The following is a 25951-nucleotide window of genomic DNA, read 5'->3' as shown; positions in this document are numbered from 1 at the left end:
TTTTAATAACTGGCTTAAAGCTGAAAGCTTTCCGGAACCCCCAGCCTAGCTGGGGGTTTTCCATAGACAAAAAAAACAGGGCTTATGCCCTGTTTTTTTATTAGCGCAGACGCTAAATTAATACTGGTTAGCCGTGGCGTTGTTGCCAAAACCAACCTGACGCACCATTACGCTGGAATCAGATGCGGTCTGATTAACCAGCGCGGCGTTATTACCGCCGTATTGGCCGACAGTAATATCGGAGTTTTTAGCGTTCCACTGGTCGATGGTGGCATTATTTCTAAAACCATTCTGAGTCAGTTCAATAGTACTGTTATCCGCACCCTGGCCTACATCGGCGCCGTTACCATAACCGCTCTGGGTAATGGTCGTTTCAGATTTACGGGCATCGCTTTGCAGAGCAAGCGCAGCGTTAGCGGAACCGTACTGATAAATGCTCAACGTTGAGTCCGGGCCGGAACTATTGCCGCCGCCGTTATGATTACCGCCGCCGCCCCATTGTGGAACGACGCCAGCCAGAGCACTGCCAGAAACTACGATTGCTGCGAATGCTGCCACTTTTAAAAGTTTCATGGTAAAACCCCCATCGGATTGATTTAAAAGTCGTAACGGTATTAGCGTTGGGTGACGCGAATAGCCATATGCGACTGTTTCTGCACTACAACTGCTGTTTTCTGCGTACCGTACTGGGTAATATTGGCCTTATTTCCAGAACCTTTCTGGATAATAGCCGCACTATTACCGTAAGCGCTTTGCGATATACTGGCATCGTTGGCATTGCCCGTTTGCTCAATATACGCAAAGTTATAATTCCCTGCCTGGTCGACTTTCGCCCGATTATTTCCTCCTTCTTGTGAAATAACGGACAATAGTTTTGATCCTTCCTGGCGTACTCTGGCACTATTATCCGTGCCGACTTGACCAATAATGGCCGCCTGATTAAATGAAGACTTGCTTAATTCATTTACCGCAAAATTATACTCTGAACGAGCCAGATCATAATTTGTCGCGGTTGCAATCCCAGGCGCACCCAGTATTGTCAACATCATAAATAACAATTTGTTTTTCATGCTGTCACCCTGGACCTGGTCGTACATAGCGAAAATTATCTATTACCTTGTTAGCGACATGCGTTTTTTGTTAACGCGTCGTTACGATGAAGAGTATGTCCGTGGAAACATTTTTAATAACTCACCCACGCGTGGTATTTTGTTATTTAAGCTCATACCAAAGTGCTAATAAAACGATAGCCATGTGATTTTTTATAATTGATTTTTGGCCATAGAAGATAGTGTATCGCGAACCCAAAAAATGAAGTGTTGGTGTGTGTTATGCCGCCATGGGGATGTTCTTATGCTTCCTATGGGGGGCAATACGCACAAGACGTGACACACTTCGTTTTTTTTGTCTTTGTGCTGTCCAGGTTAATGCCACGTCTCAAATTTTAAGAAAAAATAAAATCAAAACATAACATATAATAATTAAAATGATTAAAAATCAATGAATTATTATAATTTGTATGATTTTTTAAATCTATGCAATAACAGCGAAATGTACAACTTTACTATCAAATCTAAACTTCAAAAAAACCCAAAAACAACATTTTAATATATATTTTTACATATTGTTACAAGTTTAACACTTGCTTTAAGATTTGTAATGGCTAGATTGAAAACAGTTAAAAGTATTTTCGTAAATATTTTTCTCTTTCTGGATAATGGGCTATTTCAACCCACAGCAGTGCAACATCTGTCAGTACTTCTGGTGCCTTTATTTTATGGGGGCAGCTGTCAGATGTGCGATTAAAAAAAGTGGAGTTTCATCATGTTTAATGAAGTCCATAGTAGTCATAGTCACACACTATTGTTGATCACAAAGCCATCTCTGCAAGCTACGGCATTATTGCAACATTTAAAGCAATCGCTGGCCATAACCGGAAAACTGCATAATATTCAACGTTCTCTGGAAGATATCTCAGCCGGTTGCATTGTTTTAATGGATATGATGGAAGCGGATAAGAAGCTTATCCACTATTGGCAGGATAATTTAAGCCGCAAAAACAATAATATAAAAACATTATTGTTAAATACCCCTGATGATTATCCCTACCGTGAAATTGAAAACTGGCCTCATATTAACGGCGTGTTTTACGCCACTGAAGACCAGGAACACGTGGTCAGCGGATTACAGGGTATTCTGCGGGGCGAATGCTATTTTTCACAAAAATTAGCCAGTTACCTGATTACACACTCAGGAAATTACCGCTACAACAGCACCGAGTCCGCATTACTCACTCATCGCGAAAAAGAGATCCTCAATAAGTTACGTATTGGTGCCTCTAATAATGAAATCGCCAGGTCGCTATTTATCAGCGAGAATACGGTTAAGACACATCTTTATAATCTTTTCAAAAAGATAGCTGTCAAAAATCGCACCCAGGCAGTTTCATGGGCAAACGATAATCTCAGGCGGTAAGGCCATGAAACGCTATCTGACCTGGATTGTAGCAGCAGAGTTACTGTTCGCTACCGGAAACCTGCATGCCAATGAAGTTGAAGTCGAGGTTCCCGGATTGTTAACCGACCATACCGTCTCTTCGATAGGACATGAATTCTATCGTGCATTCAGCGACAAATGGGAAAGCGAATACACCGGCAATCTGACCATTAATGAAAGACCCAGTGCGCGTTGGGGAAGCTGGATCACCATAACGGTAAATCAGGACGTTATTTTCCAGACCTTTTTATTTCCAATGAAAAGAGACTTCGAGAAAACCGTCGTCTTCGCATTAGCGCAAACAGAGGAAGCATTAAATCGCCGACAAATAGATCAAACGCTATTAAGTACGAGTGATTTAGCGCGTGATGAATTCTAAAACATGATTTTTATCCGGAGGCTGTCATGCGTGTTAAACATGCAGTAGTGCTACTCATGCTTTTTTCGCCATTAACCTGGGCTGGAAATATGACGTTCCAGTTCCGTAATCCTAACTTTGGTGGAAACCCCAATAACGGTTCCTTTTTATTGAATAGCGCCCAGGCGCAAAATTCATATAAAGACCCCGCTTATGATAACGATTTTGGTATCGAAACCCCCTCAGCGTTGGATAACTTTACACAGGCTATTCAATCGCAAATTCTGGGCGGCTTGTTGACCAATATTAATACCGGGAAACCAGGACGTATGGTGACCAACGATTTTATTATCGATATCGCTAATCGCGACGGACAGCTCCAGCTCAACGTCACGGACAGAAAAACGGGAAGAACCTCGACCATCGAAGTGTCAGGTTTACAAACTCAGTCAACCGATTTTTAAGCTACAGTCACTAAAGGATATAAATCATGCCGCGCTTACTTATTTTGGTTGCCGTTTTATTGTTGAGCGGATGCTTAACTGCCCCGCCGAAACAAGCTGCGAAACCGACATTAATGCCCCGCGCACAAAGTTACAAAGATTTGACGCACTTACCTGCTCCCACCGGTAAGATCTTTGTTTCGGTATATAACATTCAGGATGAAACGGGCCAATTTAAACCTTACCCGGCAAGTAACTTTTCTACGGCTGTGCCGCAGAGCGCCACCGCTATGTTGGTCACTGCGCTGAAAGATTCGCGCTGGTTTATCCCGCTGGAACGACAAGGCTTACAGAATCTTTTGAATGAACGGAAAATTATTCGCGCAGCCCAGGAAAACGGCACCGTGGCGATGAATAACCGTATCCCGCTTCAGTCGCTGACGGCGGCAAATATTATGGTGGAAGGTTCTATTATTGGTTATGAAAGTAACGTCAAATCCGGCGGGGTCGGCGCAAGATATTTCGGTATTGGCGCCGATACGCAGTATCAGCTGGATCAGATTGCTGTCAACCTGCGCGTGGTTAACGTCAGTACGGGCGAGATCCTTTCTTCGGTGAACACCAGTAAAACGATCCTTTCCTATGAAGTACAGGCAGGCGTGTTCCGTTTTATTGATTACCAGCGCTTACTGGAAGGCGAAATCGGCTATACCTCGAACGAACCGGTGATGCTGTGTCTGATGTCAGCCATTGAAACCGGCGTTATCTTCCTCATTAATGATGGTATCGATCGCGGCCTGTGGGATTTGCAGAATAAAGCGGACAGGCAAAATGATATTCTGGTGAAATACCGTGAGCTGTCAGTACCGCCAGAATCCTGATGAATACGACAAAGCGTGGGGAAGAACCCCACGCTTTTTTATTTTGTGACCGCCGTATTCGCTGAATGTTGCTCGCGGCGTGATGCCAGCCATAGCCCACTATTTTTCATGGCATAGCCAAAGATTAGCCCCAGCGCCAGCGACGGTAATACCAACCGCCAGTCACCCTGCCCTGCAAATGTCGCGCAGGCGCCAATAAATGTTCCCGGAACAAAAGAAAGCAATAGCTGCTTTGCCTGAATACACATCAGGAATGCCACGATCCCCGTCAACACGTAACTGACAATTTCCAGATGCGGCGCCAACGCGCTACCGTGAATAATGACCAGCGCCCATACCATACCGCTTGACAGCGTACAGGCGGAAATCAACAATCCCTTAAAGCCGCCCTGCGGACAGGCGAAATAAGCCGTACAGCCTAAAAAACCGGCCCAGCTTAGTAACCCCAGGGAGACGGCCACCCATCCCCATATTCCAGAAAGGATGCCCGTCGTGATAGCAATAGAAAGAAGTATGTTCATGGCGCGCATCATAACAGAAAAGCGGCACATTAATGAGATCACGCACACATTTTATGCAATGATGTAAAACCAGTTGCAGTTCAGAGTGATTTACATCACATTATTCTTCATCTTCTTCCTGAAGTTCATCCCACATGGCCCCTATCGCATCACGCGTTAGCGGCGCCAGAGTGCGCCAGAATGGCGTAACGGCATGGGCTTCAACTTTACCGAGGAAGGTATTGCACCAGGGAAGCAGATAATCGGCAAATAAGGTTTCCAGCGCTTCACTTTCATCTTCGGCAGACTGATCTTCCAGCCAGGAGGCCGCGAGTAATAAAGTGCCAATGTGATCGGCAGGCGTATCGGCCAGCGGCATCCCTCGCGACGTTAAAAAAGCGCGCACCTCAGACTCTTCCGCGCCTTCGACCCACGCACTGCGGTATGGCGCTACCGCGCACTCTTCCCCAACAAATAACGCATTGTAATCAGTGGAAATCTGCGTGATATCGCAGCTTTTCTGTAAACGCGCCAGCATGTCATCCTGCTCCAGCGGCCAGTTTGCCGCCAGTTTACCTTCACGGATTAACGTAAACAGCGGAACCAGTAAAGGATCTTGCGGTTGGCGGTAAAACAACGATCCCAGCACACGGCACAGGATTGAAAACTCATTCATTGATATCTTCCCGTAAATAACGATTATAGTTCGGCAAATTCCGGTACAGGCGCCATACCGCGTGATTCGAGGAAGGCCAGTAAGCGCTGCGGCGAGACGTTCAGGATTCGATCTTCCGGAAAATTCACCGCATCCAGAATTTTCCGGCATTCGGTGAAATCGCCAAGCGTAAAGGCCGTATGGGAATCAGATCCTAACGCTACCCAGCCTCCCGCATCGCGTACGGCGGCAGCGACCGCGCGGCAATTATCTTCGCTTCCTTTACGCGAATGCAGAAAAGAAGAGTTGTTGATTTCCAGCGCTACATGGTGTTTCGCCGCCGCCTGCGCGATGGCGTTAACCTCCACTGGATACTTTGGATTTCCGGGGTGACTAATTATATGCACCTTGCCGCTGGCGATGGTCGCGATCATCGCCTGGGTATTGGTTTCTTTATCATGCGGCGCAAAAACGGGCTCATGGAAGCCTGCGATAATCAGATCCAGCGAGTCGAACATCTTTCCGGAACAATCAATTTCACCGTTAATGTTCTTGATATTCGCCTCAATGCCACGCAGTATCCCCACGCCGTCAACCAGACGCGGCCAGATGCGCATGTTAATAAAATGCCAGTGATGCGGCGCATCTTCCATGTCCGGACCATGATCGGTAATCGCAAAAAGTTTAATGCCTTTGCGTTTGGCTTCCGCGATATAATCGCTCAGAGTACTGTAGGCATGAGTGCTGGCGACGGTATGCATATGCAGGTCAACGGGATACATTGCTCTCTCCTGTAGTCATTTCCGACAAGGATAGCAGGTATCGCCAGCGTTTTTTAGCGAAACCCGGCCCGCGCCGGGTTGATGTCAATATCCTCTCGCCCGATCCACCTGCCCCGTCACCGGCTCTCCCTTCTCCAGTTGGGTAATGGTGCGGCTAATATAATCGATGGCTTCCGCCGGACGGGTGACTGCCGCAATGTGCGGCGTCATGGCGACTCGCGGATGGCGCCATAATGGGCTTTCCTGCGGTAACGGTTCCTGGCTAAAGACATCCAACATCGCGCCTTTTAGCTTACCGCTATCAAGCGCAGCCAGCAGATCCGCCTCCTGAACATGCACGCCGCGCGCGAGATTCAACACGTAAGCGCCATCCGGCAATTGATCCAACAATTCGCTATTAATAATTCCTACCGTTTGGGCCGTATTCGGCAGCAGATTAATCAGCACCCGCGTCTGGTTCAGGAAAGCGCGCAGCTCTTCACGCCCTACATAACTTTCCACGCCAGGCCAGGATTTGCGGCTACGACTCCAGCAACGTAACGGGAACCCCCACGCCTGTAGACTTTCTGCCACTTTTGCGCCCAGTACCCCTGCGCCCATGATACCGACGCTAAACTCTTCGCGGGTATATTCCGGCAACGGTTTCCATAGCGCCTGATTTTTCAGCGCCTGATAATCATCGAAACGACGGAACCAGTGTAATACCTGGCTGACGGCATACTCCTGCATTTGCAGGCCCATTCCGGTATCTTCCAGACGGAATAGAGGAATGGAGGCGTCCAGCATTTCCGGATGCGCATTTAATTTACTCAGAATTGCATCCACCCCCGCGCCCAGAGCAAAGACGGCTTTTAAGCGTCTTCCGGCCAGCATTTCAACCGGGGGCTGCCATACAAGCGCATAGTCTGCGGGGTTGTTATCACCGACCTTCCATTCACGAACGCGCGCATGTGGGAGAGCCTTCTCCAGCGCATTTACCCACCAGGCGGCGTTAAATGTCGGGTGATAAAAAATTATCTCCATGTTATCTCCTGAGCAGTATGGTGCGGAATGTGATTGCGCCTGTTATCAGCGTTTTCAACGGGATGTGCAGCATAGCAAATTTCCCGGCGCGGGCAAAAAAAGCAGTTTTCGCTTATTAAAGCCACAGATTGGTGGAAGTTTGTATAAACGCGCTTTTTTTTAAAAAAGTTGATTGACGTAGAAAGGATATTTCCCTACATTAGCGCCCGTTCCAGTAATGCTGGAGCGGCAATTTGGTGAGGTGTCCGAGTGGCTGAAGGAGCACGCCTGGAAAGTGTGTATACGGCAACGTATCGGGGGTTCGAATCCCCCCCTCACCGCCATATTTAAGTTGAGAGCCTGTACAGAAGTACGGGCTTTTTGCTTATATGTATCCCCCAAACCAAGGGGGGATGAGAACCACCGACCGGGGTTCGACACAAAAACGCCGGGAGCGTTTTTGAACAGAGCTTGCTCTGGCCCCGAAGGGGCGAGGCCCAGGGATGGGCTGAGTAGCGGCGCAGCCAGTTGAACAGACGACGAGCTTGCGAGGAGACTGCCCGAAGGGCGAGCGCAGCGAGTCAATCCCCCCTCACCGCCATATTCGATACAAAATCAATCACTTACAATGTAATATTAGTTTTGTCCTGCATAAAATGCTGCATAAAGAAGCTCGTATAAACGGACTTTTTTTGCATCTGAATGCCACGCTTTTTCGGTATTTTTCTCGACTTAACTTTTTAAAATCTCCAGCAGGCAATTTCGCCGTTCAGCACAAATAGGTTCTGGCATGGTCTGGATCGGCACCAAAAAAGTGTGCCATCTGAGCCATCGATAACCTGCTTTCACATACCCTACCCTGCCCATGATCACCTCGGAAGCAATGCCCCTTTTTCGCTGGACACGACTGATTTTAGCTCTCCTTCTCACTCATTCCATGTACTCACCGTCTTTTATTACCATCCGCTGATAATGATTTTCCCGTTTCTTCAGGTACTACCATCATTCAACATCTATGGGTATCTATGAGTTACATTTTTTAGCGCCCAACATTCCAGATTGAAGTCAGCAAAATCTGTTTGAGTCGTCGGTTCTCGTCTTCCAGGCCTGTGGTTTTTTAGTATCAGCCGCTTCCATCCCGCGAAATGTAGCGTTCCTGGTCTTCGGAAATATTGTTTTCACCAATAAGACTGAGAATGGCAGTGTCCAGCGTCGACACCAGCCTCCATAGCGTCATAGCGGTATGGCTTTCTACATCCGTCTCAAAGGCTATATCCGGGAAGACCCAAGCTTGAGCGTTATTGACTACGTATTCGGTAAGCGTGTGTAAATCACCTCCAATCCGTTAAATCCACAGCATTCCGCCTTAATGGCAGGATGCTGTTTTTGTCCGGAAACGGAGACAAAAAACCCGTTCCAGCAATGAGTTACGTCTGTTACGTTTCATATATGGGAGATGGCGGATGCCGGAAACTTCGGCGGTAGTGTGTCTGAAACGCCTGCCCTCCCCACTGCCACGAACGGGCCGTGATTCCTTTTTCGCCAATGAATCCAAGATAAGGTTATGTCACAAAATGGCCTGCGTTTTACGCTGGATGTGGACGGATTAACGCCGACGGCAACCGCTGTCGTCGGCTTCCCCTCTAGTGGTATCAACAGTTCAACAGGTGCAAGCTGGAATCAGAATGAAAGACTAAAAACACCAGATGAAGCACCTAATGATAGCATTAAATCAGGCCATGTTTGAGAAAAGATGAATGTTAAACTGGTATTATGCCGGGGCAAAGGGCTTAGAATCCAGGGGGAAATATTATGCGAGATCAAGAGTTTAGTTACTTCATTGAGAAATTTGGAGAAGCTACATCTTATAGCGCTGTTCCAGAGAAAAGTATGACAAAATGGAAAGGAATTCTTCCGGATAAACTTCTTTCTTACTGGAAAACAGAGGGATGGGGAACGTATAAAAATGGATTGTTTAGTCTTGTCAATCCTGATGAGTATGAATATGTACTGGATATATGGCTAGAAGATACTCCATTTAAAGAAATGGACGCATACCATGTCATAGCCAGGAGTGCCTTTGGCGAATTATATGTTTTTGGTGAGTCTACCGGAAGAAATATTACGATTCAGCCTTTATTTAATCAAATAATTTTTTTCGAAAATGGTTTTATGGTAAAAACAACAGATGAATTAAATAGTGAAATTGAATCTTTTCTTGCATTTTCAAGTGTTGAAGAGTTTGATTTATTTGATTGTAATGATAATTACATTTTTGACCGGGCAGTTAAACAACTAGGCGTATTAGCTGATAATGAAATGTTTAGTTTGGAACCTGCATACATTTTTGGCGGAGAAATAAAAATTGAAAATTTGAGTAAAGTGGACTGTCAAATACATTTGATGATTCTGAGAGAGTTATCTTCCCCTAATATTATAGGCTTCTAAAGGAGGGATTTATCAATTCTGGAAATGGCTTGAAATAGATGAATATTGACCTGAGGCTGGCTATGTAAAGATAACAGACTTAGACAGGAATGATATAATACATGATAAATAACCCAACTATTTTCTTGAGAATCTTTTAGATTTGTTGGATATAGTTCCCTGCATCGGAAAAAGCGCAGAAGAAGCAACTCCACCAGTAAAACAGGAAACACCGGCAGAAAAAAATGAAGGTGATGGCTGGTTAGATGGATTACAGACGGAACTTGATGTGGCTGGCCTTGTTCCAGGGCCTGGCATTTTTCCTGACCTGCTGAATGCAGGAATAAGCTTGTGCCGAGGGAGTTATGTTGAGGCTGGTTTTTCTCTTTTTGCTGCAATACCAATAGCTGGAGATGCTGCCGGGGCTGGTAAACTGGCCTAGAATGTAGTGAGACGTATAAAAAATCCGTAGCGTAATTATCTAAGGTTGATTGGTATAAATATATTAATGAGCAACTTAACCAAAATAAGCATATCATAAAATATTTAAGGAAATAATATGAATATTACTGAATGCATTAGCTTTCTAAGGTTTACAACTATTCATCCACAATTTGATTTATATTTGATAACTAATGGAATAAGAAATCGTCCTCAAGATAAAGGTGGAATAGAATATTTTGATATTCCAGATGGTAGTGTTTCTCTTGGTTTTAGAATCAGATCCACTTATGAGTCTGAGAGTTTGCTTCCCATCAAGTCTGATGGGAAGTTTGTTTTTTCTGAACTTGTGGTCTATCAAAAAAACAAGGATGACTTACCATATAAATTAAATTTCAATGACCATCTACAATTCTTAAGAGAAAAGCTGGGAAAAGAGTTAAAAGATAATCAAAACGGGTTGCCAGAAAGAAGAGTTTTAACGTTTTTTCATGATTTTTTAGTTATCGTGATTTTCATGGATTCAAGTGAAAATATCAATCTTATTAAATTTATTTCCCCTGATGTTTTTCATCGAAAAAATTTAGGAATTAACATATAATATTTCTTTAAAACGAATCATTTCTTATAATATTAAATTTATCTAAGTTAAGATAGAGAATTGATATTATAGGGAATACCGGCATATCAGAAAGCATGCGTATAGCCTGACAGCAGCAACCGACTACGAGGATGCTTATCTCAAATCTTATTTATTCAACAAAGCCGTCTGGTTGGTGATTTTGGTTGTTTTGGCGATTGATCAGATCGCACAATCCGGGCTGAATTCCCTCAAAGTGATCTACTATTCTGCGTAGTTATTTAATCAGTGAGGTCGACAAATAATTAGTATGCGGCATAATAAAAAAATAATTTATGGTTTTGCTCTGATGTGTATACTTGTAACCAGCAATGTGCATTCAGAAAAATTATCCCCTGTTGCTCAGCAGGTAAAAAATATAGTTGAGAAACAAAAACTTGTTCGTGAACCACAATGTGTTGATTATGTATACATTCCGGATAGTGAGCCCAGTATAGATGTTGTTGATATTGTGGAGAAACATGGTGGAAGTTGTTCGGGCGATCCTCAAACTGCGCCCAGAATATTTAGCGTATTCGTAAACAAGAAAACGCATAAAATGGAGTCAGATATCGATATGGATGATCAGGTAAATGGTACGCGCTCAGTTTTTCCTGCAGTGAAATAAATCAAATATAGATACTGTGGCGTTTAGGTAATGAGAATGACATTAAACAATGAGTAAAATATCGCGGGTGTGGTGAAATAAAGCACCGGGTATTGGAATTGACCTGGAGGGATATATATAACCAAGCCCCTTTGTTGAAACCCCTTGGCCAGTATTACCAGAGTTGACGGGTTCAACATCGGGGGCTATATTGACCGGGAAAACAAATGTTAACACTGGTGGATAATGGTATCTTATGAAACTGTCAGGCAAGATTATCAAGGTGTATAATAATAATTTATTTAGATTTTTTTGGCATCGTAAAGTCCTCGCTAATTTGTTTTTTATTGATCAGGAATATAAATAATATACATGGCATTATATTTATTAAGTTCCTTGTAGCATTATCAGGATATATATTCTTTTATTATAATGCATTTTCATTAGTAGACATTGGGATTGGGGGGATACACTACTTCCACATTAAATACAATAATAAAAACATTAATAAACAGCCAATACTCTTATTTATGAAACATAAATATACGATAAGTTTCTCTTTAGAGATTCTTATTGCTATATTTTATTCCTACATGGCTATTAAATTTATAATGTTCGAATATTAGAAAAACTTCTAATATAAAATGAATAACGAATGCCTGAGGTTAAAATGAGCCAATATAACAAAACAATCAGGATGTTATTTGGGGTTATAGCTTTTTTACTACTTTCCAGCATCAATACTATGTTAAATGATAATTTACAATACACTCGATTGTCAACTATATGCTTTCTTATCGGCTGTTATCTGTTTTTGTATTTTTTTGTATTCTCTCTTATTGATGCTAGCATCAATAAGAGAGCATCGTTCCATCAGAAACATAACCAAGAAAATATCAAAAACTCATTTCTTAAAAAATTATTGAAGGAGAGAATCTGGTATCTAAAGGATATAAATTGGCTTTTAATTTAGGTTTTCTAGTTGTGATGTATTTTATGTTAAAAAATGAAATGTAGATAATCCAGAGGAATTTATTATAATGAAAGAAAACAATAATGAACCATCCTTCCCAGGGTCAGTGTCATATAGTTTTGAATACCAGAAAGAACATTTTTAGCGATGCCGTTATACATCCTCAGAAGTAACAAAATTATATTGCAAGATAGTACTCCCGCTAGATGTAAAACCGGTCAGTATTAAACCTGAGCTAATCGCAGGAACCAATAAACTCTATGCTACTGGTTGCTATAAGACAATTTCAGAAGCAAAATATCCCTTCACAGAAGTTGATATAGTCTATGAGCATATAAATAATGACATCGATACCAGTGGCTGGGGGAAACACATATTAGGCCTTTTAGGTGAAAAAATTCTTTACTGTAAATATTATTCTACATTTGAGTAAAATACGAAAAGAATAGAATGATTTTTATCGTCCCTCCAATGCAACAAAGCAAAAACTATTAGATAAGGCAGCGAAAATTGATAAAAAATATGGTAGTCAGTTTAACTCGCCGACAGAATAGAGGAGAAAAACATGTTTAAGTATATTGAACCAGAAGTTGCAGGCGGTTTTGGCGAAGCCACTACTCTTGATATCAGTGTGCATCCTCCAATTGTGTTCACCTTAGAACACAGTTTTGACGGTTGGTTGGGTGATTGCATAATGGAAACATTCCCTTGTTTTGTAATTACGGCAAAAGCAAAAGTACTTATTGAAAATTTAAACCTTTCGGGGATATTTTTTGATAGTGTAATAACATCAAAATCAGATATATTTGAAGAACTTTATCCAAATATTAAATTACCAGAGATATATTGGGCAAAAATTACAGGTATAGTTGGGAAAGATGATTTTGGTATAGCTGATGACCTACGGTTGGTCATATCAGATGATGCACTAAAAGTACTGGAAAGTTGTGGTTTAAAACATGCAGGCATCACTGATTACTATCACGATATGAATCTACATCGCACTGATTATCTGGAGAGACATTAAATGAGAGTGTCGTTATTATTGATTTATTTTATTCCATTTGCATTACTGGCGGATGACCCTTGTCTCAGTATTCAATATTCTGAAGCAGTATTTCTTTGCTCAAAAAAGACATTCGAAGATAGCGATGCAAAACTTAATGAAACCTACAGAACACTTTTGTCCACCATTCGCAAGAAATATCATTCCCAGCCAAATTCAGGCGCGGAGTTTGTTGAAAAAATAAAATTATCACAGAGAGCATGGATTAACTTCAGAGATACAAATTGTACCGTTTTTTCATTCATAATCGATGAGGAATCACAAGCATATGATACATCAATGTATTCTTGTAAAAATGATATGACACTAAAAAGAACTATAGAGTTTGAGACCATACTGGCTAATAATTAGGGTGACAGGCAAGTCAATATTGTATGGAGTTAAGGTTACTACCTAAATTGCATCAGCGCAGAATAGTAGTTCGTTTGAAATTTGTTAAACCTGCATTATGCGATCTGCCCAGTCGCCAAAGATGTAGAAACAGGGCATTCTTATACTAATGAATCCATATTTTTGTTAGAAAATAAAACCAGTCCTTATCCAGTGCAACCATCCTTCTGATTTATACCCAATCAAATACCCAAGATTGATTAGGATGAACTAATTAACAAGCATTCAAATAGATAGCTCTTAAGAAAATAAGATGTGTTATTCAATACATTAGATTTCTAAGATTTACGATTATTTATATTTTAAAAATATAATGGGATAAAAAACCGACTACAAGATAAAGTTAGGTCTCATTACAGTTTCTAGTATATTATATTGTGCAATGTGTATTATGGAATCGCTAAATGATTACACCACAAGTTGCTATTGATATCGCAAAAGACTATAGCACTCGGAAAAAACTTGGCTGGGATGAGAGTAGCGTTGTTGTTAAAAAACAAATGATAAAGGGTAATCCTTGCTTTGTTATTTATACAGGTGATATTGATTTAACCAAACTGGACTGGTTAGATACGGTCACTACTACTGCTTTTCATGTATACGTCAGCATGGTTACCGGAGAATGCCTCGGTTATGAAATTTGCAACCGAGGTATATGCTTTGAACGTAAAATTAGTTACAAATAAATAATTCATACTATCCATATATCTCCTTGCTTATAAAATCGTCAAAAGGCATCTAAAACAATTACTTTAAACTCAAATTAAAAAGTAATTCACCTTTACAATAAAGTAAATCTAATAATTACAGGATTGAATAAAAACACTTAGTATGGAAAATAATTTTATTATGCATAAAAACTTGATTATAAATTCCCAATCGGCAGTCCAGAAAAATAGTATAAAAACACACCCGGAGATCTTCTTTACAAATACTTAACCGATATTATTACGCCGTATATGGCCGAATATGAAAAGGTGCAGGGCAAATGCTCATGCTGTGAACGTCCTGCGGAAGAATTTAATTACCTAAATAACTTCGCAAAATGTAGTGGTCAAGTAACACTGGCCACGGTTTTACAGTAAAAATGGCCCCAGAAGGAACTGCTACGACTGGAAGCAAACCAGAACCTGCCTCTGGCTTTCTTTGGCATAATCCCCACTCTTTTGTCATGCATCCTGTACAGCATAAAATGACGATTTTACGAAAAGATAGCAATACACCAGCGAACAAAGAATAATGGCAACATATTGTATATAAAGAAATAATTATGATTAACGCGAATGATAATGAACGTAAATATGGCAGCCCCCTCACCGGCATCTTCAAAAAAGAGCCTGTACGAAGGTATCAGACGACTGACAAACCTTGATGCCGAAATGCGCTTCGCTTTTCCAACTGACAAAACCCTCGCGCCCGGAGGTTGGGTGGAACAGCGCGTAACCCAACATTCATACCCAATACCGCAATGTTGGGTTTCGGTTTCGCCTCACTCAACTTTGCCACGTCGGATAATGTGTAACCGCACAACAGGTTTGTCATCAAGCTCGGCTTTTTTCGCATATTGCAATTCAGCCAACCTCGCATAAAGCTCATCAAGATTACTGGCGGCGTCTCCTGGCGCATAGAAGAACGGCCCACTAATGAAGATCGTTTCCATAATTCCAGACCCTAAAATTTTTCGCGTCTCTGCATAGTGTGCTAGCGTAATATCCCCTTTATATTTATGGACAATAAAATGAGTGTGCTTTGTGTGGTTGTCTTAACCTACGTAAAACCATTGCATGAAATTGATGCGCAACTCCCTGCACATGTGGAATGGCTAAAAAAGGTTATGCCGATGACCTTTTTCTGGCTTCCGGGCGACAAATTCCGCGCACAGGAGGCGTAATACTTGCAAACTATGATGACACGGGTGTACTGCAAAACTGTCTGGCGCAAGATCCTTTTCGCTTGTCTGGCGTAGCTAAAATCGATTTGGTTCCTTTTGAACCCACAATGATGGTCACGGAATTAAAAGCGGTCTTATAACCAAAAACAACAAAGCCCGGCAGTCGGAGTTCACACCAGAACAACGGGCTTTTTTTGTATCTATGACCCGTCCATTGCCGGATGGCGGCACAGTTCACAGGCGCCTTATCCAGTCTACATAAGCGCAGCGCCACCGGGTAATAACACCACCATCCGGCTTTCAATTTTAGCCAAGAATTTCAGTGAGTTTTACTTTGCGCCCCTCGTTTGAGGAAAGCGTCGCAGCATCAGCGGTAGCAATGGCATTTGTCGCCGCTTCTCCCGTTAGCAATTTAGCAAACTCCTCGCCTGGCTCCAGACCGTTTATCACATCATGCAAGTACTGCATCTCCAGTTTCATAATTGATGAGAGCCACATCGGCGTACGTTTACCGGGTTTACCATAAGCGATTGCGCCATCCATCTCGCTGGATATGTTACCGTTGCGACGATCATCATCCTCCGCCTGGCTTTCATGCACAAGAAAGTGTGTTTTTTTGCCCGCTTTTATTAGATAACCCGCCGTGTTTTGCATATCAATGAGAATTGCACCTGTCGTGCCCTCAATTAATACATAGTGCTCAGGGTAGTGGAACGATGATCCCCACTGAAGTGTCGCGAAACGACCGCTTTCAAACTCAAGGGTGATTAGGACAACATCATCTTCATCACCAAATTTTTCACCTTTGTGCGCAACATTCCCCGCCGCCATTGAAACCAGGGATGGGGTTTCATCCATGATGAACAGTGTACAATCTAGCTCGTGAATGTGATGGTACAGATGCCCACCTGACTTTGCGCGAATCTTCTTCCATGAGATCTCATCCTGCACGTCTTCAAAACCATTACGTTTAGTGTGAACTTGTGTAACTTCACCAATTTCACCAGCTTTGATGAGCGCTTTAGCGTGGCGAACCCCGTGAAAAAAGTTCATAACGTGACCCGCCATAAAGGTAACACCAGCTTCTTTGCAGGCATCAACCATATCCTTACAATCCTGGTAATTTAAGGCGATAGGTTTTTCACAAAACACGTGTTTACCCGCTTTAGCCGCCGCAATGACTGGCTCTTTATGTAAATAATTTGGTGAAGCAATAATTACGCAATCCACATCAGGATGGGTACAAAGCGCCTCCATCGTTGCAGTGGCGGCACAGTTCAACTCTTTCGCTATCGGAGCCGCATTTACCGGATCGTAAATCGCAGTGATTTTCGCCCCTTCAACCTTAGACATAAATCGCGCCAGTTCAGCGCCAAAATAACCTGTACCTACAACACCGTATTTCGTCATCATTTATCCTCTATTAAAATTCTTTTGTTGATTGAAAACTTTCACGACGTGCTTTTAGTCTATCCGGAATGGATAGGCCAATAATGAGTAGAATTGTTGCGGTCCAGAAAGCAACAATGAACGTTAGCGCAGCGCCTAGCCCCATTGTTATTCCAAGCCAGGTCGCCGCCATTGAATTGAATGTGCCTGATGTCGCAGCAAGATTATAAATCAGCCCGGTACCCAAACCACGAACCTCAAGAGGAAAGTAGTCGTAGAGAAATTTGGGAACCAACCCGCCAACACCTACGTTAGTCGCCATTAAACCGAATAAACATGCGCCCAGCAGTAAATAATTATCTTGCGGAATTCTGAATAACGGGAAAATGAATAAAAAGGACATGAGAAGACCAATACTGAACGTTTTCTTCAAACCAATTCTATCTGCGCACAGACCCCAAACGATATTTCCCAATACAGTGCCGAATGCCGCCGCCGTCATTAAATTAGAGACCACGCCCGTATCAAAGCCCTCTCCCGCCAAATATGTAGGCAGTAGACCAAAGATCGGCCAGTTTGCGCCGAAAATAGAGAACAGAACAATAAATACACATAATGTCAGTGGAAATTGAGCTCGATTAAATAGCCCTTTCATTGACAAAGAGAAAACTGACCAGGCACTTTGTGAATGCTTTCCGGGACCACTGAGTTTGGCTTCTTCCCACTCTTTAGATTCAGGAGCCCTGGCCCGGATGTAGATTACTAAAAGAACGGGTAGCAAACCGACAAAAAAAGCAGCACGCCAACCATACGCTTCGGCAAATGATGGCATAAAATAGGCTGCTATGATGTTACCAATACCGAAACCTGAAACCAGAAATGCGCTCGCTTTAGATTTTAAATGCTTTGGCCAACTTTCCACGGCATAAGTAGAAGCGCAAGCATACTCCCCCGCCATCCCCATACCGACAATGAAGCGACTAAGCGTCAGCATAATTACACCGGAAGCCAGGCCACTTAACCCTGTACCTACAGAATAGGCAACTATCGACCACATCATCAACGGCTTACGGCCAAATTTGTCTGCCAGCAGACCAAATAGCGCCCCGCCAAATGGTCGCCCAATAAAGGCCGCTGTGGCAAGGAATGCGCCCTCCATATCTGTCAATCCTAAGTCAGCCTTGATCAGATACATAATGTAGAAAATCAGCATAAAGTCGAAGCCGTCAAAAACGTAACCCAGCCATGCTGAAAATAAAGCATTTTTTTGTGGACGAGTTATCTCGCTATACCACGGGAAGAATTTTGCTATCACAATAAAACCCTTATTTGCTGTTACCGTCTGAAATGCTTACGGAATTAATTTTTAAGTCATATCAATTGCCGAATAAGACACAATCAACCGGCACTTTCCGACAACCGCCTGAGATCGTAGCTATGTAAGACGTATATTCATTGTTTATCATCCTTATTCGTAGCTACGTTAAGGACGTGAATACTCAAGACAAAGTCTAACGTTCTGTAACGTAGCCACGGGCTATAAGATTATCGACATGAATACTAAGCAAAGATTAGTACAGTAACTCTTTAACCTTTCTCAAAAGTGGTATTGTAATCCAACGCGATAACGGGTCTGTCTCTCATCGGTATTATTTCTCACCGCTACATTTCCGACCTCAACGTATGGTGTAAATGACTTATTCAGTTTCCAGGCTAAAGCCACATTATGTTCATAGTTTGTTTTTTTGTTATCAAATTTAATTTGATCGCTATCCATCCAGGTAAAGTTATATTCTAATTTCAACTCATCAAAAACATAACCTATATAAGTATCAAATCTATTCGTTTTCTCATCATCACTATAGTTAGCTGTCTTCCTTGCATAGTCATAACGGTAACGACCAGCCATATAAACACCAGAATCAAAATTATATTGCCCCCTTAAATAAGGCTTATAAATTGAAGTGTCTGGACCGCTTTCAAATATAAATCCAGGCTGCAAAACAAAATTGTCCGTAACTTTATAATTATAACTTACGCCCAGTTCTATAGCGTTTGCGACGAGATCGCTTAAATGCTTATCCTGCTCACCATCTACTCCTCCCGATTTAACGCTGGCATCGACATAAAAACCAATGCCGTTAGGAAGCTTTTCAATTATAGCAATACGGTCTTTATTAATTCTGGTTCTATCAGCATATTCATGCCGATAATCAAGGGTTGCCGCTTGTAGATATGATGAAAATGCTATAAACGAAACCATACCCAGAAGATATTTGTTGATTTTCATAAAATACTCCGCTCATCAATTAACTTTATTTTTGTATTTAAAAAATTATTTTATTAATAAATTACCATCACGCATGGTAAAGGAGGTTACAGACGAAACAGGTTTCCCTTTAGCATTTTCACCACCAATAAGGAAAACTTCATCACCATAACTTACTGATACACCATAGCCGAGAGGTTGTTTCATTTTACCCATATATTGCCAATGGCCATTAACCAAACCATAGACTTCATCTCGCCATTTTTTATTTATTCCTTCGTGGGAATAAAACTTTCCATTGGTATAATTTTGTTTTGCTCCCGGAAAATTCGCGCCACCACCGACAAGCAGGACACCGTGACTATAGCCCGAAAATACTCCGGCCAACCCTTCTTGCTGTTGTTCTCCAGGCGATGGCGGTAACTGGCTGTTCTTCAACCATGTTAGCTTATCGTTATCCCACATGGCGCGGTAAATCACATCGGTACGTAAACCCGGTTTGAGCTCACCATTAATCAGCATCAGGAAATTATTTTCCATTACCGATGACGATCCTGCCGTCCCCGCGCCTGGCAGCTCACCGGCATTCTTCCATGTGTTCTCTTTAGCATTGTAGATAAATACGATTTTATTAAAAAAATAATCTTTGGCCGGTTTATTAAAATAATTATAGATGACTTTATTTTTTTCACTTTCATCCGCAGCCGCTATATCAATAAAATACTTATCAAAGATATGCTCATTAACCCCTCCGGTAATAAGTACCATCGTTTCGTTTAATTTTACTCCCGTATGCCCTGTTAATCCAACTGGAGATATAGTGTCAACTTTTTGCCATGTATTTTTCACCGGTGAGTATTTGTACACATCGCTATAAACCTGCAACGGTGATTCACTGTTTTTTTTCCCTACGCCACCAAAAACATAAAGCTCATCATTTAAAAATACCGACACGGATTGCTCACGAGCTCCACCAGGAAACGACTTTATACGCTCCCAGTCTTTATGTTGCTTTTTAAGATCAATTTTATACCAGGATGTCCCTGCGGTACCTAAGCCGACATAAATCACGCCATTATTATCAATAGCGCCAGTACCATTTTTCAGTGGTTCTGGTATATCAGGAAGCGTCGTTGCATATCCTGATGTGGTGATAGCGACGGATAAACATAGCGCCATTAGCGTCATCATTTTCTTAAAATTTTTCATCTGCATCCCCATGCGAAGAAATACAATTGGAGTAAAGCTTCATCATTAGTGATCTTATGGTGCACAATTTCAACAATGATAATGACAAAATGTGACCAAGCGCTAAAAATAATTACATGGGGTTATCATGTGCGAGGTAAAAGCACACCATGGTGATGTTAGAAGTGATTATGGGTGACCTGTTATGGTCAAACTCATTAGTGATAGCATTCGAATAAATACAACAAGAATTATGTGATGCATTTCATACTGGCTATCCCGTGGCGTATAAGCTCCTTCTGAGCATTTTATCTTTATGCCGGAAGCAGTTAATAAAATACAGCATGCTGCCATCAGAGTGAATTGTATTTGTCTTGTAGCTTCAGGTTATAGCCTCAAATCCGCTGGCGCAGTAATTGAATAACAAACATACCTTATGACTGTGTTCACATTTTTCTATCTTTTTGCTTGATGCAGCAACACTCCACAACATAACATAAAACGGAGCAAAACTTCAAAATATATAAGGCGGAACTGGATGTCACTATTAGCCAGGCTGGAACAAAGTGTACACGAAAACGGTGGGCTGATTGTCTCATGCCAACCGGTACCAGGCAGCCCTATGGATAAACCTGAAATTGTGGCTGCAATGGCACAGTCAGCGGCTTCGGCGGGTGCGGTCGCTGTGCGCATTGAAGGCATTGAGAATCTGCGGGCTGTTCGTCCCCATCTTTCTGTTCCTATTATTGGGATAATTAAACGTGACCTTACAGGGTCGCCAGTCCGTATCACTCCCTATTTACAGGATGTTGACGCCCTGGCGCAGGCAGGTGCCGATATTATCGCTTTTGATGCCTCATTCCGCTCTCGCCCGGTTGATATTGATAGTTTACTGACACGTATTCGCCTGCATGGATTACTGGCGATGGCAGACTGTTCAACCGTGAATGAAGGCATAAGTTGCCATCAGAAAGGAATCGAATTCATTGGTACAACACTGTCTGGCTATACCGGCCCCATCACGCCGGTTGAGCCAGATTTGGCAATGGTGACACAACTGAGCCATGCAGGTTGTCGTGTTATTGCCGAGGGGCGCTATAACACGCCTGCACTGGCGGCCAATGCTATTGAGCATGGTGCCTGGGCAGTTACCGTTGGTTCCGCTATCACCCGTATCGAGCATATCTGTCAGTGGTTCAGTCACGCAGTAAAACGCTGAACAGGAAAAGAAAATGAACACGCTTACTATTGATATTTATGTCTCAGAGAATAATCCGACGTTAATAATGCTATCGGCAAATACGATCCCCAGGCCTGAAGCCTGTTTGAACACAATATCGGATAGCTGCTATTTCAGGTATCCGGCAGGACATACGTCTTGGCATCAGGAGCATAAATGCTCTGCCTTTTACATCTCATGATTAGCGTCATTGAGATTAACAAAAACTATTACTTGATCTGAATATCGTATCGTCTGAATGATGGGAAGATAAAAATACACAGACGATGACCGCAACTCTACTCAAAACCATAAGCAGGAAAGAACTATGATTACACATTCTTTCGGCATCGTTAATTATCTTGTATTATTTGGCTACCTCCTGGCCATGATGTTAGTCGGTGTCTATTTTTCCAGACGGCAAAAAACAGCAGACGATTATTTTCGCGGTGGTGGCCGGGTTCCTGGTTGGGCGGCTGGGGTCAGTGTATTTGCTACTACGTTAAGCTCAATTACATTTATGTCAATTCCTGCCAAAGCGTTTACTTCCGACTGGACGTTTATCATTGGTCAGTATCTGGCTATCGCAATTTTACCGCTGGTTTTTTATTTCTATATTCCGTTTTTTCGGAAATTGAAAGTCACATCAGCCTATGAATATCTCGAAGCACGGTTCGATGTGCGCTGCCGTCTATTCGCCAGCATGTCATTTATGTTGTTTCATATCGGACGTATCGCCATTATCACTTTCCTCACCGTGCTGGCCTTGCGCCCCTTCATCGCTATAGACCCGGTGATTTTGGTACTGTTGATTAGCGTGATGTGTATCATTTATACCTGGATGGGTGGAATTGAAGGAGTAATATGGACTGATGTTATTCAAGGCCTCTTACTTTCTGGCAGCGCGATACTGATTTTTATAGTGATATGTCTCAAAGTCCAGGGCGGCATTGGTGAAATTTTTACGGTGACGCAGCAGGCGGATAAATTCTTTCCGGCTACGCAGTTCCACTGGAGCTGGACGGAAAGCACAGTACCTGTATTGATGATTGGTTTTCTGTTTGCCAATATTCAGCAATTTACTGCCAGTCAGGATGTGGTCCAACGCTATATCGTGACTGACTCCATAGAGGAAACGAAGAAAACATTACTTACAAATGCCAAACTGGTTGCTGTGATCCCTGTTTTCTTTTTTGCTATCGGCTCGGCATTGTTTGTCTACTATCAGCAACATCCACAATTATTACCGGCGGGATTCAACACTGGCGGCATTTTACCCTTATTCGTGGTCACCGAAATGCCAGTCGGCATTGCAGGGTTGATAATCGCCGCTATTTTCGCTGCTGCGCAGTCCAGTATCTCCAGCAGCTTAAACAGCATTTCCAGTTGTTTTAATTCCGATATCTATCAGCGTTTGAGTCATAAAAAAAGAACGCCAGAAAACCGTATGAAAATAGCTAAGTTAGTTATTCTGGTCGCGGGCCTGATAAGTAGCGCGGCCTCGGTATGGCTGGTCATGGCCGATGAATCAGAAATCTGGGATGCATTTAATAGTCTGATAGGTCTGATGGGAGGGCCAATGACCGGTCTGTTCATGCTGGGCATTTTCTTTAAACGAGCAAATGCCGGGAGTGCGGTTTTAGGAATTATTATCAGCGTCATTACCGTGCTGGGCGCACGCTATGCCACTGACCTTAACTTCTTCTTTTATGGGGTCATTGGCTCGCTAAGCGTGGTGATCAGCGGCGTTATTTTCGCCCCGTTATTTGCCCCGGCACCGCCATTGACGCTGGATGAAAAACCTGAACCAAAGGTGACATTATGATTTCATGATACCACGCTATACCGACACAGCACACGGTGACGCCAACGCCCGGGGCGACAATACCGGGCCAGATATAAACCATCCGACAGATGGCGCGCTATAAACACCGTAAGAGCAAACAGATTACTCTCCAGTGATGTTCTGTCATAAGTTGGCAACGCGATGTAAATATTCCCCCTCCTTTACTTACATCGCGCTTTTTTTCATGCCGCAGACTTGATAGGCTCTGCTCTGTTCGATATTGCAGGCTTTGTGCCGCAATCAGCCCTCAAGAGCAGGAACTATATGGAGCCTCAACCCCCACGTCTTAAACCCGGAAAAATCCTTGACACTCTGGGTGCTATGCAAAAAAGCCTGACACGTGCCTCCCAGCGTATTGCGCAATATATTTTAGCCTTCCCCAGACAGGTGACACAGTCATCTATTGCCGATTTGTCGCGCGACACACAGGCCGGAGAAGCCACGGTTATTCGCTTTTGTCGCACCCTGGGCTATAAAGGTTTTCAGGATTTTAAAATGGACCTGGCCATTGAACTTGCCACTACCGAGTCTGATGACAGTAGTCCTCTACTGGATGCCGAAGTTAGCGAATCCGACGATGCCCACGCCATTGGTTTAAAATTGCAGAACACCATTAGTAATGTATTATCTGAAACGCTAAATCTGCTTGATATGCAACAAGTTCTCGGTGTCGTGGACGCCCTACGTCACTGTCACTCAGTTTATATCTTTGGTGTGGGCTCATCGGGGATCACGGCGCTGGATATGAAACACAAGCTAATGCGTATTGGTTTACGGGGCGATGCGGTAAGCAATAACCATTTTATGTACATGCAGGCTACGCTATTAAAAGCAGGCGATGTCGCGATGGGTGTCAGTCACTCGGGCACATCGCCAGAAACAGTGCATTCACTCCGATTGGCCCGACAGGCTGGCGCCACCACAGTCGCCATTACCCATAATCTGGGTTCTCCATTATGTGAAGAGGCCGATTTTTGCCTGATCAATGGTAATCGGCAAGGAATGTTGCAGGGTGACTCGATCGGTACGAAAGCCGCGCAGCTTTTCGTCTTTGACCTGCTCTATACCCTTCTTGTACAGTCCTCGCCGGAACAGGCCCGAGAAAGCAAATTACGGACAATGAATGCCCTGGACATGACAAAATAATTCCCTTCACGTACAGGCGTCATTTTCCTTTTTTGTCCATGAGTCTGCTGGACGCTTTATAAATAACAAAGCCCGGTCTCCCGGGCTCTGAAAGTTAATGCTATATTAGCTGTATGCGTGAAGCGTTCGCTGACAAAGCGCCGAGCGCACGCAGTCGTCTTTGTTGAAATGCACAATCCCCACCATTTCATCTTCTTCAAAGCGTTCCAACGCATCGCTCAACCCGGAACGCACGCCGCGCGGCAGGTCGCATTGCGTAATATCGCCATTGACAATGACCGTGACATTTTCGCCTAATCGCGTCAAAAACATTTTCATTTGCGCCGCAGTAACATTTTGCGCCTCATCGAGGATCACGACCGCATTTTCAAAAGTACGCCCACGCATATAGGCGAACGGGGCAATTTCTACCTTACCGATTTCCGGGCGCAAACAATATTGCATAAAGGACGCGCCCAACCGTTTAAGCAGGACATCGTAGACGGGCCGAAAATAAGGCGCGAATTTTTCAGCGATATCACCGGGCAAAAAACCAAGATCTTCATCAGCTTGCAATACCGGACGCGTGACAATGATCCTCTCGACGTCCTTATGAATCAATGCTTCTGCCGCCTTTGCCGCACTGATCCATGTTTTCCCGCAGCCGGCTTCGCCGGTCGCAAAAATAAGCTGTTTACTGTCGATAGCGTTCAGATAATGCGCCTGTGCTTCATTTCGTGCCTTAACAGGAGAGGTATCGCGACTATCGCGCGCCATGCCAATGGCTTCTACTCCGCCCATCTGCACCAGTGACGTGACCGATTCTTCTTCACGTTGCTTATGACTACGCGAATCTCGTCTCAACACACGCTTTGCTTCACGACGAGCTTTGATCACTGCTTTTTGTCTTCCCATGGATAGCACCTTGAGTTGTAGGTATACATCACCCGCGTTCTCTTGAACGCGATTATGCGCACACACATCTGAGGGTTGGCTTCCTTGTAAGCCTTAGCTTGCTTTTTGAAACGACGCCACACACGGCTACGCGCACCACATATGACGTCATGGGTATGGTCAGTAAGGGAAATGATGAGAGCTTTTAAGATGACAAGACCACCACCGGAGAGAGAATGTCCGTACAGGGTGTTGTAACTACTGTAAACAATGTGTCCTGGTGCGGACATTACCATTCGCGATCTCCATAGTGAGTGACCATCACTGCCGGGGAACTACCGCTATTACTACTAAGTACAACACAAAACATCAATAATGCAACAATATATTCACCAAGCATTAACCAAAAATTATTGCGTCATTGTCAGTCTCTTACAGAAAGATTACACGATTATTTCATCGGCAGGAGACTAAAAAAGATAATCATTAG

At 43.1% G+C, this 25951-nt stretch carries 27 protein-coding genes, 1 tRNA gene and 1 pseudogene; 17 read left to right on the top strand and 12 right to left on the bottom strand.

What is annotated here, in order from left to right:
* Positions 1 to 117 precede the first annotated feature (117 nt).
* Positions 118 to 573: a curli major subunit CsgA gene (csgA, locus tag ACLJZ5_RS12545; protein WP_000771416.1), complete on the bottom strand. Its 456-nt coding sequence runs from the start codon at positions 571 to 573 to the stop codon at positions 118 to 120.
* 41 nt (positions 574 to 614) lie between these two features.
* Positions 615 to 1070 (bottom strand): curli minor subunit CsgB, encoded by a 456-nt coding sequence (gene csgB / locus ACLJZ5_RS12540; protein WP_000791655.1) that lies wholly within the window; start codon positions 1068 to 1070, stop codon positions 615 to 617.
* A 754-nt stretch (positions 1071 to 1824) separates the two neighbouring features.
* Between csgB and csgD the strand changes: the two genes are divergently transcribed.
* Genes csgD through csgG form a run of 4 tightly spaced genes read left to right on the top strand, consistent with a single transcriptional unit; the run spans position 1825 to position 4178 of the window.
* Positions 1825 to 2475, top strand: a complete 651-nt coding sequence (csgD, locus tag ACLJZ5_RS12535; RefSeq protein ID WP_024798406.1) for a biofilm master transcriptional regulator CsgD — start codon at positions 1825 to 1827, stop codon at positions 2473 to 2475.
* Between the two features lie 4 nt (positions 2476 to 2479).
* Positions 2480 to 2875 carry a curli production assembly/transport protein CsgE gene (csgE, locus tag ACLJZ5_RS12530; protein ID WP_000833307.1) on the top strand — a complete coding sequence of 132 codons (396 nt, stop codon included), beginning with the start codon at positions 2480 to 2482 and terminating at the stop codon, positions 2873 to 2875.
* 26 nt (positions 2876 to 2901) lie between these two features.
* Positions 2902 to 3318: a curli production assembly/transport protein CsgF gene (gene csgF / locus ACLJZ5_RS12525; protein ID WP_001264073.1), complete on the top strand. Its 417-nt coding sequence runs from the start codon at positions 2902 to 2904 to the stop codon at positions 3316 to 3318.
* Positions 3319 to 3344: 26 nt separating this feature from the next.
* Entirely contained in the window at positions 3345 to 4178 is an 834-nt protein-coding gene (gene csgG / locus ACLJZ5_RS12520; RefSeq protein ID WP_001137620.1) for a curli production assembly/transport protein CsgG, read from the top strand.
* Between the two features lie 38 nt (positions 4179 to 4216).
* Here csgG and ACLJZ5_RS12515 read toward each other — a convergent pair whose 3' ends face one another.
* The 4 genes from ACLJZ5_RS12515 to ghrA form a co-directional block, all read right to left on the bottom strand.
* Positions 4217 to 4699, bottom strand: coding sequence for a DUF1097 domain-containing protein (locus ACLJZ5_RS12515; RefSeq protein WP_024798407.1), 483 nt, complete (start codon positions 4697 to 4699; stop codon positions 4217 to 4219).
* A 100-nt stretch (positions 4700 to 4799) separates the two neighbouring features.
* A complete protein-coding gene (locus ACLJZ5_RS12510) occupies positions 4800 to 5354 on the bottom strand; it encodes a molecular chaperone (protein ID WP_001001883.1) in 555 nt (184 codons plus the stop codon).
* A 23-nt stretch (positions 5355 to 5377) separates the two neighbouring features.
* Entirely contained in the window at positions 5378 to 6115 is a 738-nt protein-coding gene (locus tag ACLJZ5_RS12505) for a phosphatase (RefSeq protein WP_000283646.1), read from the bottom strand.
* 84 nt (positions 6116 to 6199) lie between these two features.
* Complete coding sequence (gene ghrA, locus ACLJZ5_RS12500) at positions 6200 to 7138, bottom strand: glyoxylate/hydroxypyruvate reductase GhrA (protein ID WP_000402552.1); 939 nt, start codon at positions 7136 to 7138, stop codon at positions 6200 to 6202.
* A 235-nt stretch (positions 7139 to 7373) separates the two neighbouring features.
* Between ghrA and ACLJZ5_RS12495 the strand changes: the two genes are divergently transcribed.
* The 9 genes from ACLJZ5_RS12495 to ACLJZ5_RS12455 all read left to right on the top strand — a co-directional run bounded on the left by ACLJZ5_RS12495 (position 7374) and on the right by ACLJZ5_RS12455 (position 14326).
* A tRNA-Ser gene (locus ACLJZ5_RS12495) sits at positions 7374 to 7461 on the top strand.
* A gap of 1220 nt (positions 7462 to 8681) precedes the next feature.
* Positions 8682 to 8864, top strand: a complete 183-nt coding sequence (locus ACLJZ5_RS12490) for a hypothetical protein (protein ID WP_001805617.1) — start codon at positions 8682 to 8684, stop codon at positions 8862 to 8864.
* A gap of 65 nt (positions 8865 to 8929) precedes the next feature.
* The gene (locus ACLJZ5_RS12485; protein WP_024798124.1) at positions 8930 to 9565 is read left to right on the top strand and encodes a GAD-like domain-containing protein; all 636 of its coding nucleotides are present in this window, start codon (positions 8930 to 8932) and stop codon (positions 9563 to 9565) included.
* Between the two features lie 142 nt (positions 9566 to 9707).
* A complete protein-coding gene (locus tag ACLJZ5_RS12480; RefSeq protein WP_125011029.1) occupies positions 9708 to 9986 on the top strand; it encodes a hypothetical protein in 279 nt (92 codons plus the stop codon).
* 117 nt (positions 9987 to 10103) lie between these two features.
* Positions 10104 to 10586, top strand: a complete 483-nt coding sequence (locus ACLJZ5_RS12475; protein WP_001027752.1) for a hypothetical protein — start codon at positions 10104 to 10106, stop codon at positions 10584 to 10586.
* Positions 10587 to 10875: 289 nt separating this feature from the next.
* Entirely contained in the window at positions 10876 to 11232 is a 357-nt protein-coding gene (locus tag ACLJZ5_RS12470; RefSeq protein ID WP_001805614.1) for a hypothetical protein, read from the top strand.
* Between the two features lie 1517 nt (positions 11233 to 12749).
* Positions 12750 to 13211 carry a hypothetical protein gene (locus ACLJZ5_RS12465; RefSeq protein ID WP_024798647.1) on the top strand — a complete coding sequence of 154 codons (462 nt, stop codon included), beginning with the start codon at positions 12750 to 12752 and terminating at the stop codon, positions 13209 to 13211.
* Entirely contained in the window at positions 13212 to 13601 is a 390-nt protein-coding gene (locus ACLJZ5_RS12460; protein ID WP_024798121.1) for a lysozyme inhibitor LprI family protein, read from the top strand.
* 443 nt (positions 13602 to 14044) lie between these two features.
* Entirely contained in the window at positions 14045 to 14326 is a 282-nt protein-coding gene (locus ACLJZ5_RS12455) for a hypothetical protein (protein WP_024798120.1), read from the top strand.
* Positions 14327 to 15129: 803 nt separating this feature from the next.
* Here ACLJZ5_RS12455 and ACLJZ5_RS12450 read toward each other — a convergent pair.
* Entirely contained in the window at positions 15130 to 15300 is a 171-nt protein-coding gene (locus ACLJZ5_RS12450) for a hypothetical protein (RefSeq protein WP_023234516.1), read from the bottom strand.
* Between the two features lie 78 nt (positions 15301 to 15378).
* Between ACLJZ5_RS12450 and ACLJZ5_RS12445 the strand changes: the two are divergent.
* A pseudogene (locus ACLJZ5_RS12445) lies at positions 15379 to 15671 on the top strand (YciI family protein).
* 166 nt (positions 15672 to 15837) lie between these two features.
* Here ACLJZ5_RS12445 and ACLJZ5_RS12440 read toward each other — a convergent pair.
* From ACLJZ5_RS12440 to ACLJZ5_RS12425, 4 genes are all read right to left on the bottom strand, one after another.
* Positions 15838 to 16944, bottom strand: a complete 1107-nt coding sequence (locus ACLJZ5_RS12440; protein WP_000988584.1) for a Gfo/Idh/MocA family protein — start codon at positions 16942 to 16944, stop codon at positions 15838 to 15840.
* A 10-nt stretch (positions 16945 to 16954) separates the two neighbouring features.
* Positions 16955 to 18235 (bottom strand): MFS transporter, encoded by a 1281-nt coding sequence (locus tag ACLJZ5_RS12435; protein ID WP_000560758.1) that lies wholly within the window; start codon positions 18233 to 18235, stop codon positions 16955 to 16957.
* A 282-nt stretch (positions 18236 to 18517) separates the two neighbouring features.
* Positions 18518 to 19210 carry an oligogalacturonate-specific porin KdgM family protein gene (locus ACLJZ5_RS12430; RefSeq protein WP_000700610.1) on the bottom strand — a complete coding sequence of 231 codons (693 nt, stop codon included), beginning with the start codon at positions 19208 to 19210 and terminating at the stop codon, positions 18518 to 18520.
* Between the two features lie 45 nt (positions 19211 to 19255).
* The gene (locus ACLJZ5_RS12425; protein ID WP_024798119.1) at positions 19256 to 20410 is read right to left on the bottom strand and encodes an N-acetylneuraminate epimerase; all 1155 of its coding nucleotides are present in this window, start codon (positions 20408 to 20410) and stop codon (positions 19256 to 19258) included.
* Between the two features lie 505 nt (positions 20411 to 20915).
* On the opposite strand from ACLJZ5_RS12425, the gene ACLJZ5_RS12420 reads away from it, so the two are divergent.
* The 3 genes from ACLJZ5_RS12420 (at position 20916) to ACLJZ5_RS12410 (ending at position 24588) form a co-directional block, all read left to right on the top strand.
* Positions 20916 to 21596 (top strand): N-acetylmannosamine-6-phosphate 2-epimerase, encoded by a 681-nt coding sequence (locus ACLJZ5_RS12420; RefSeq protein ID WP_024798118.1) that lies wholly within the window; start codon positions 20916 to 20918, stop codon positions 21594 to 21596.
* 328 nt (positions 21597 to 21924) lie between these two features.
* Positions 21925 to 23421 carry a sodium:solute symporter gene (locus ACLJZ5_RS12415; protein WP_000628085.1) on the top strand — a complete coding sequence of 499 codons (1497 nt, stop codon included), beginning with the start codon at positions 21925 to 21927 and terminating at the stop codon, positions 23419 to 23421.
* A gap of 285 nt (positions 23422 to 23706) precedes the next feature.
* Positions 23707 to 24588, top strand: a complete 882-nt coding sequence (locus tag ACLJZ5_RS12410; RefSeq protein WP_000433673.1) for a MurR/RpiR family transcriptional regulator — start codon at positions 23707 to 23709, stop codon at positions 24586 to 24588.
* A gap of 105 nt (positions 24589 to 24693) precedes the next feature.
* On the opposite strand, the gene phoH is transcribed toward ACLJZ5_RS12410, so the two are convergent.
* On the bottom strand, positions 24694 to 25482 hold the full coding sequence (gene phoH / locus ACLJZ5_RS12405) for a phosphate starvation-inducible protein PhoH (protein ID WP_000533527.1): 789 nt from the start codon (positions 25480 to 25482) through the stop codon (positions 24694 to 24696).
* Positions 25483 to 25951 lie beyond the last annotated feature (469 nt).

The sequence above is a fragment of the Salmonella sp. 5800 genome, from assembly GCF_046558195.1.
Lineage (GTDB): Bacteria > Pseudomonadota > Gammaproteobacteria > Enterobacterales > Enterobacteriaceae > Salmonella > Salmonella enterica.
This window is presented reverse-complemented; position numbering and strand designations above follow the sequence as displayed.

What these genes read in the sequence shown, in the direction of transcription:
- csgA (WP_000771416.1), bottom strand. Translation starts at nt 573, where the DNA reads ATGAAACTTTTAAAAGTGGCAGCATTCGCAGCAATCGTAGTTTCTGGC.
- csgB (WP_000791655.1), bottom strand. Translation starts at nt 1,070, where the DNA reads ATGAAAAACAAATTGTTATTTATGATGTTGACAATACTGGGTGCGCCT.
- csgD (WP_024798406.1), top strand. Translation starts at nt 1,825, where the DNA reads ATGTTTAATGAAGTCCATAGTAGTCATAGTCACACACTATTGTTGATC.
- csgE (WP_000833307.1), top strand. Translation starts at nt 2,480, where the DNA reads ATGAAACGCTATCTGACCTGGATTGTAGCAGCAGAGTTACTGTTCGCT.
- csgF (WP_001264073.1), top strand. Translation starts at nt 2,902, where the DNA reads ATGCGTGTTAAACATGCAGTAGTGCTACTCATGCTTTTTTCGCCATTA.
- csgG (WP_001137620.1), top strand. Translation starts at nt 3,345, where the DNA reads ATGCCGCGCTTACTTATTTTGGTTGCCGTTTTATTGTTGAGCGGATGC.
- ACLJZ5_RS12515 (WP_024798407.1), bottom strand. Translation starts at nt 4,699, where the DNA reads ATGAACATACTTCTTTCTATTGCTATCACGACGGGCATCCTTTCTGGA.
- ACLJZ5_RS12510 (WP_001001883.1), bottom strand. Translation starts at nt 5,354, where the DNA reads ATGAATGAGTTTTCAATCCTGTGCCGTGTGCTGGGATCGTTGTTTTAC.
- ACLJZ5_RS12505 (WP_000283646.1), bottom strand. Translation starts at nt 6,115, where the DNA reads ATGTATCCCGTTGACCTGCATATGCATACCGTCGCCAGCACTCATGCC.
- ghrA (WP_000402552.1), bottom strand. Translation starts at nt 7,138, where the DNA reads ATGGAGATAATTTTTTATCACCCGACATTTAACGCCGCCTGGTGGGTA.
- ACLJZ5_RS12490 (WP_001805617.1), top strand. Translation starts at nt 8,682, where the DNA reads ATGTCACAAAATGGCCTGCGTTTTACGCTGGATGTGGACGGATTAACG.
- ACLJZ5_RS12485 (WP_024798124.1), top strand. Translation starts at nt 8,930, where the DNA reads ATGCGAGATCAAGAGTTTAGTTACTTCATTGAGAAATTTGGAGAAGCT.
- ACLJZ5_RS12475 (WP_001027752.1), top strand. Translation starts at nt 10,104, where the DNA reads ATGAATATTACTGAATGCATTAGCTTTCTAAGGTTTACAACTATTCAT.
- ACLJZ5_RS12470 (WP_001805614.1), top strand. Translation starts at nt 10,876, where the DNA reads ATGCGGCATAATAAAAAAATAATTTATGGTTTTGCTCTGATGTGTATA.
- ACLJZ5_RS12465 (WP_024798647.1), top strand. Translation starts at nt 12,750, where the DNA reads ATGTTTAAGTATATTGAACCAGAAGTTGCAGGCGGTTTTGGCGAAGCC.
- ACLJZ5_RS12460 (WP_024798121.1), top strand. Translation starts at nt 13,212, where the DNA reads ATGAGAGTGTCGTTATTATTGATTTATTTTATTCCATTTGCATTACTG.
- ACLJZ5_RS12455 (WP_024798120.1), top strand. Translation starts at nt 14,045, where the DNA reads ATGATTACACCACAAGTTGCTATTGATATCGCAAAAGACTATAGCACT.
- ACLJZ5_RS12450 (WP_023234516.1), bottom strand. Translation starts at nt 15,300, where the DNA reads ATGGAAACGATCTTCATTAGTGGGCCGTTCTTCTATGCGCCAGGAGAC.
- ACLJZ5_RS12440 (WP_000988584.1), bottom strand. Translation starts at nt 16,944, where the DNA reads ATGATGACGAAATACGGTGTTGTAGGTACAGGTTATTTTGGCGCTGAA.
- ACLJZ5_RS12430 (WP_000700610.1), bottom strand. Translation starts at nt 19,210, where the DNA reads ATGAAAATCAACAAATATCTTCTGGGTATGGTTTCGTTTATAGCATTT.
- ACLJZ5_RS12425 (WP_024798119.1), bottom strand. Translation starts at nt 20,410, where the DNA reads ATGGGGATGCAGATGAAAAATTTTAAGAAAATGATGACGCTAATGGCG.
- ACLJZ5_RS12420 (WP_024798118.1), top strand. Translation starts at nt 20,916, where the DNA reads ATGTCACTATTAGCCAGGCTGGAACAAAGTGTACACGAAAACGGTGGG.
- ACLJZ5_RS12415 (WP_000628085.1), top strand. Translation starts at nt 21,925, where the DNA reads ATGATTACACATTCTTTCGGCATCGTTAATTATCTTGTATTATTTGGC.
- ACLJZ5_RS12410 (WP_000433673.1), top strand. Translation starts at nt 23,707, where the DNA reads ATGGAGCCTCAACCCCCACGTCTTAAACCCGGAAAAATCCTTGACACT.
- phoH (WP_000533527.1), bottom strand. Translation starts at nt 25,482, where the DNA reads ATGGGAAGACAAAAAGCAGTGATCAAAGCTCGTCGTGAAGCAAAGCGT.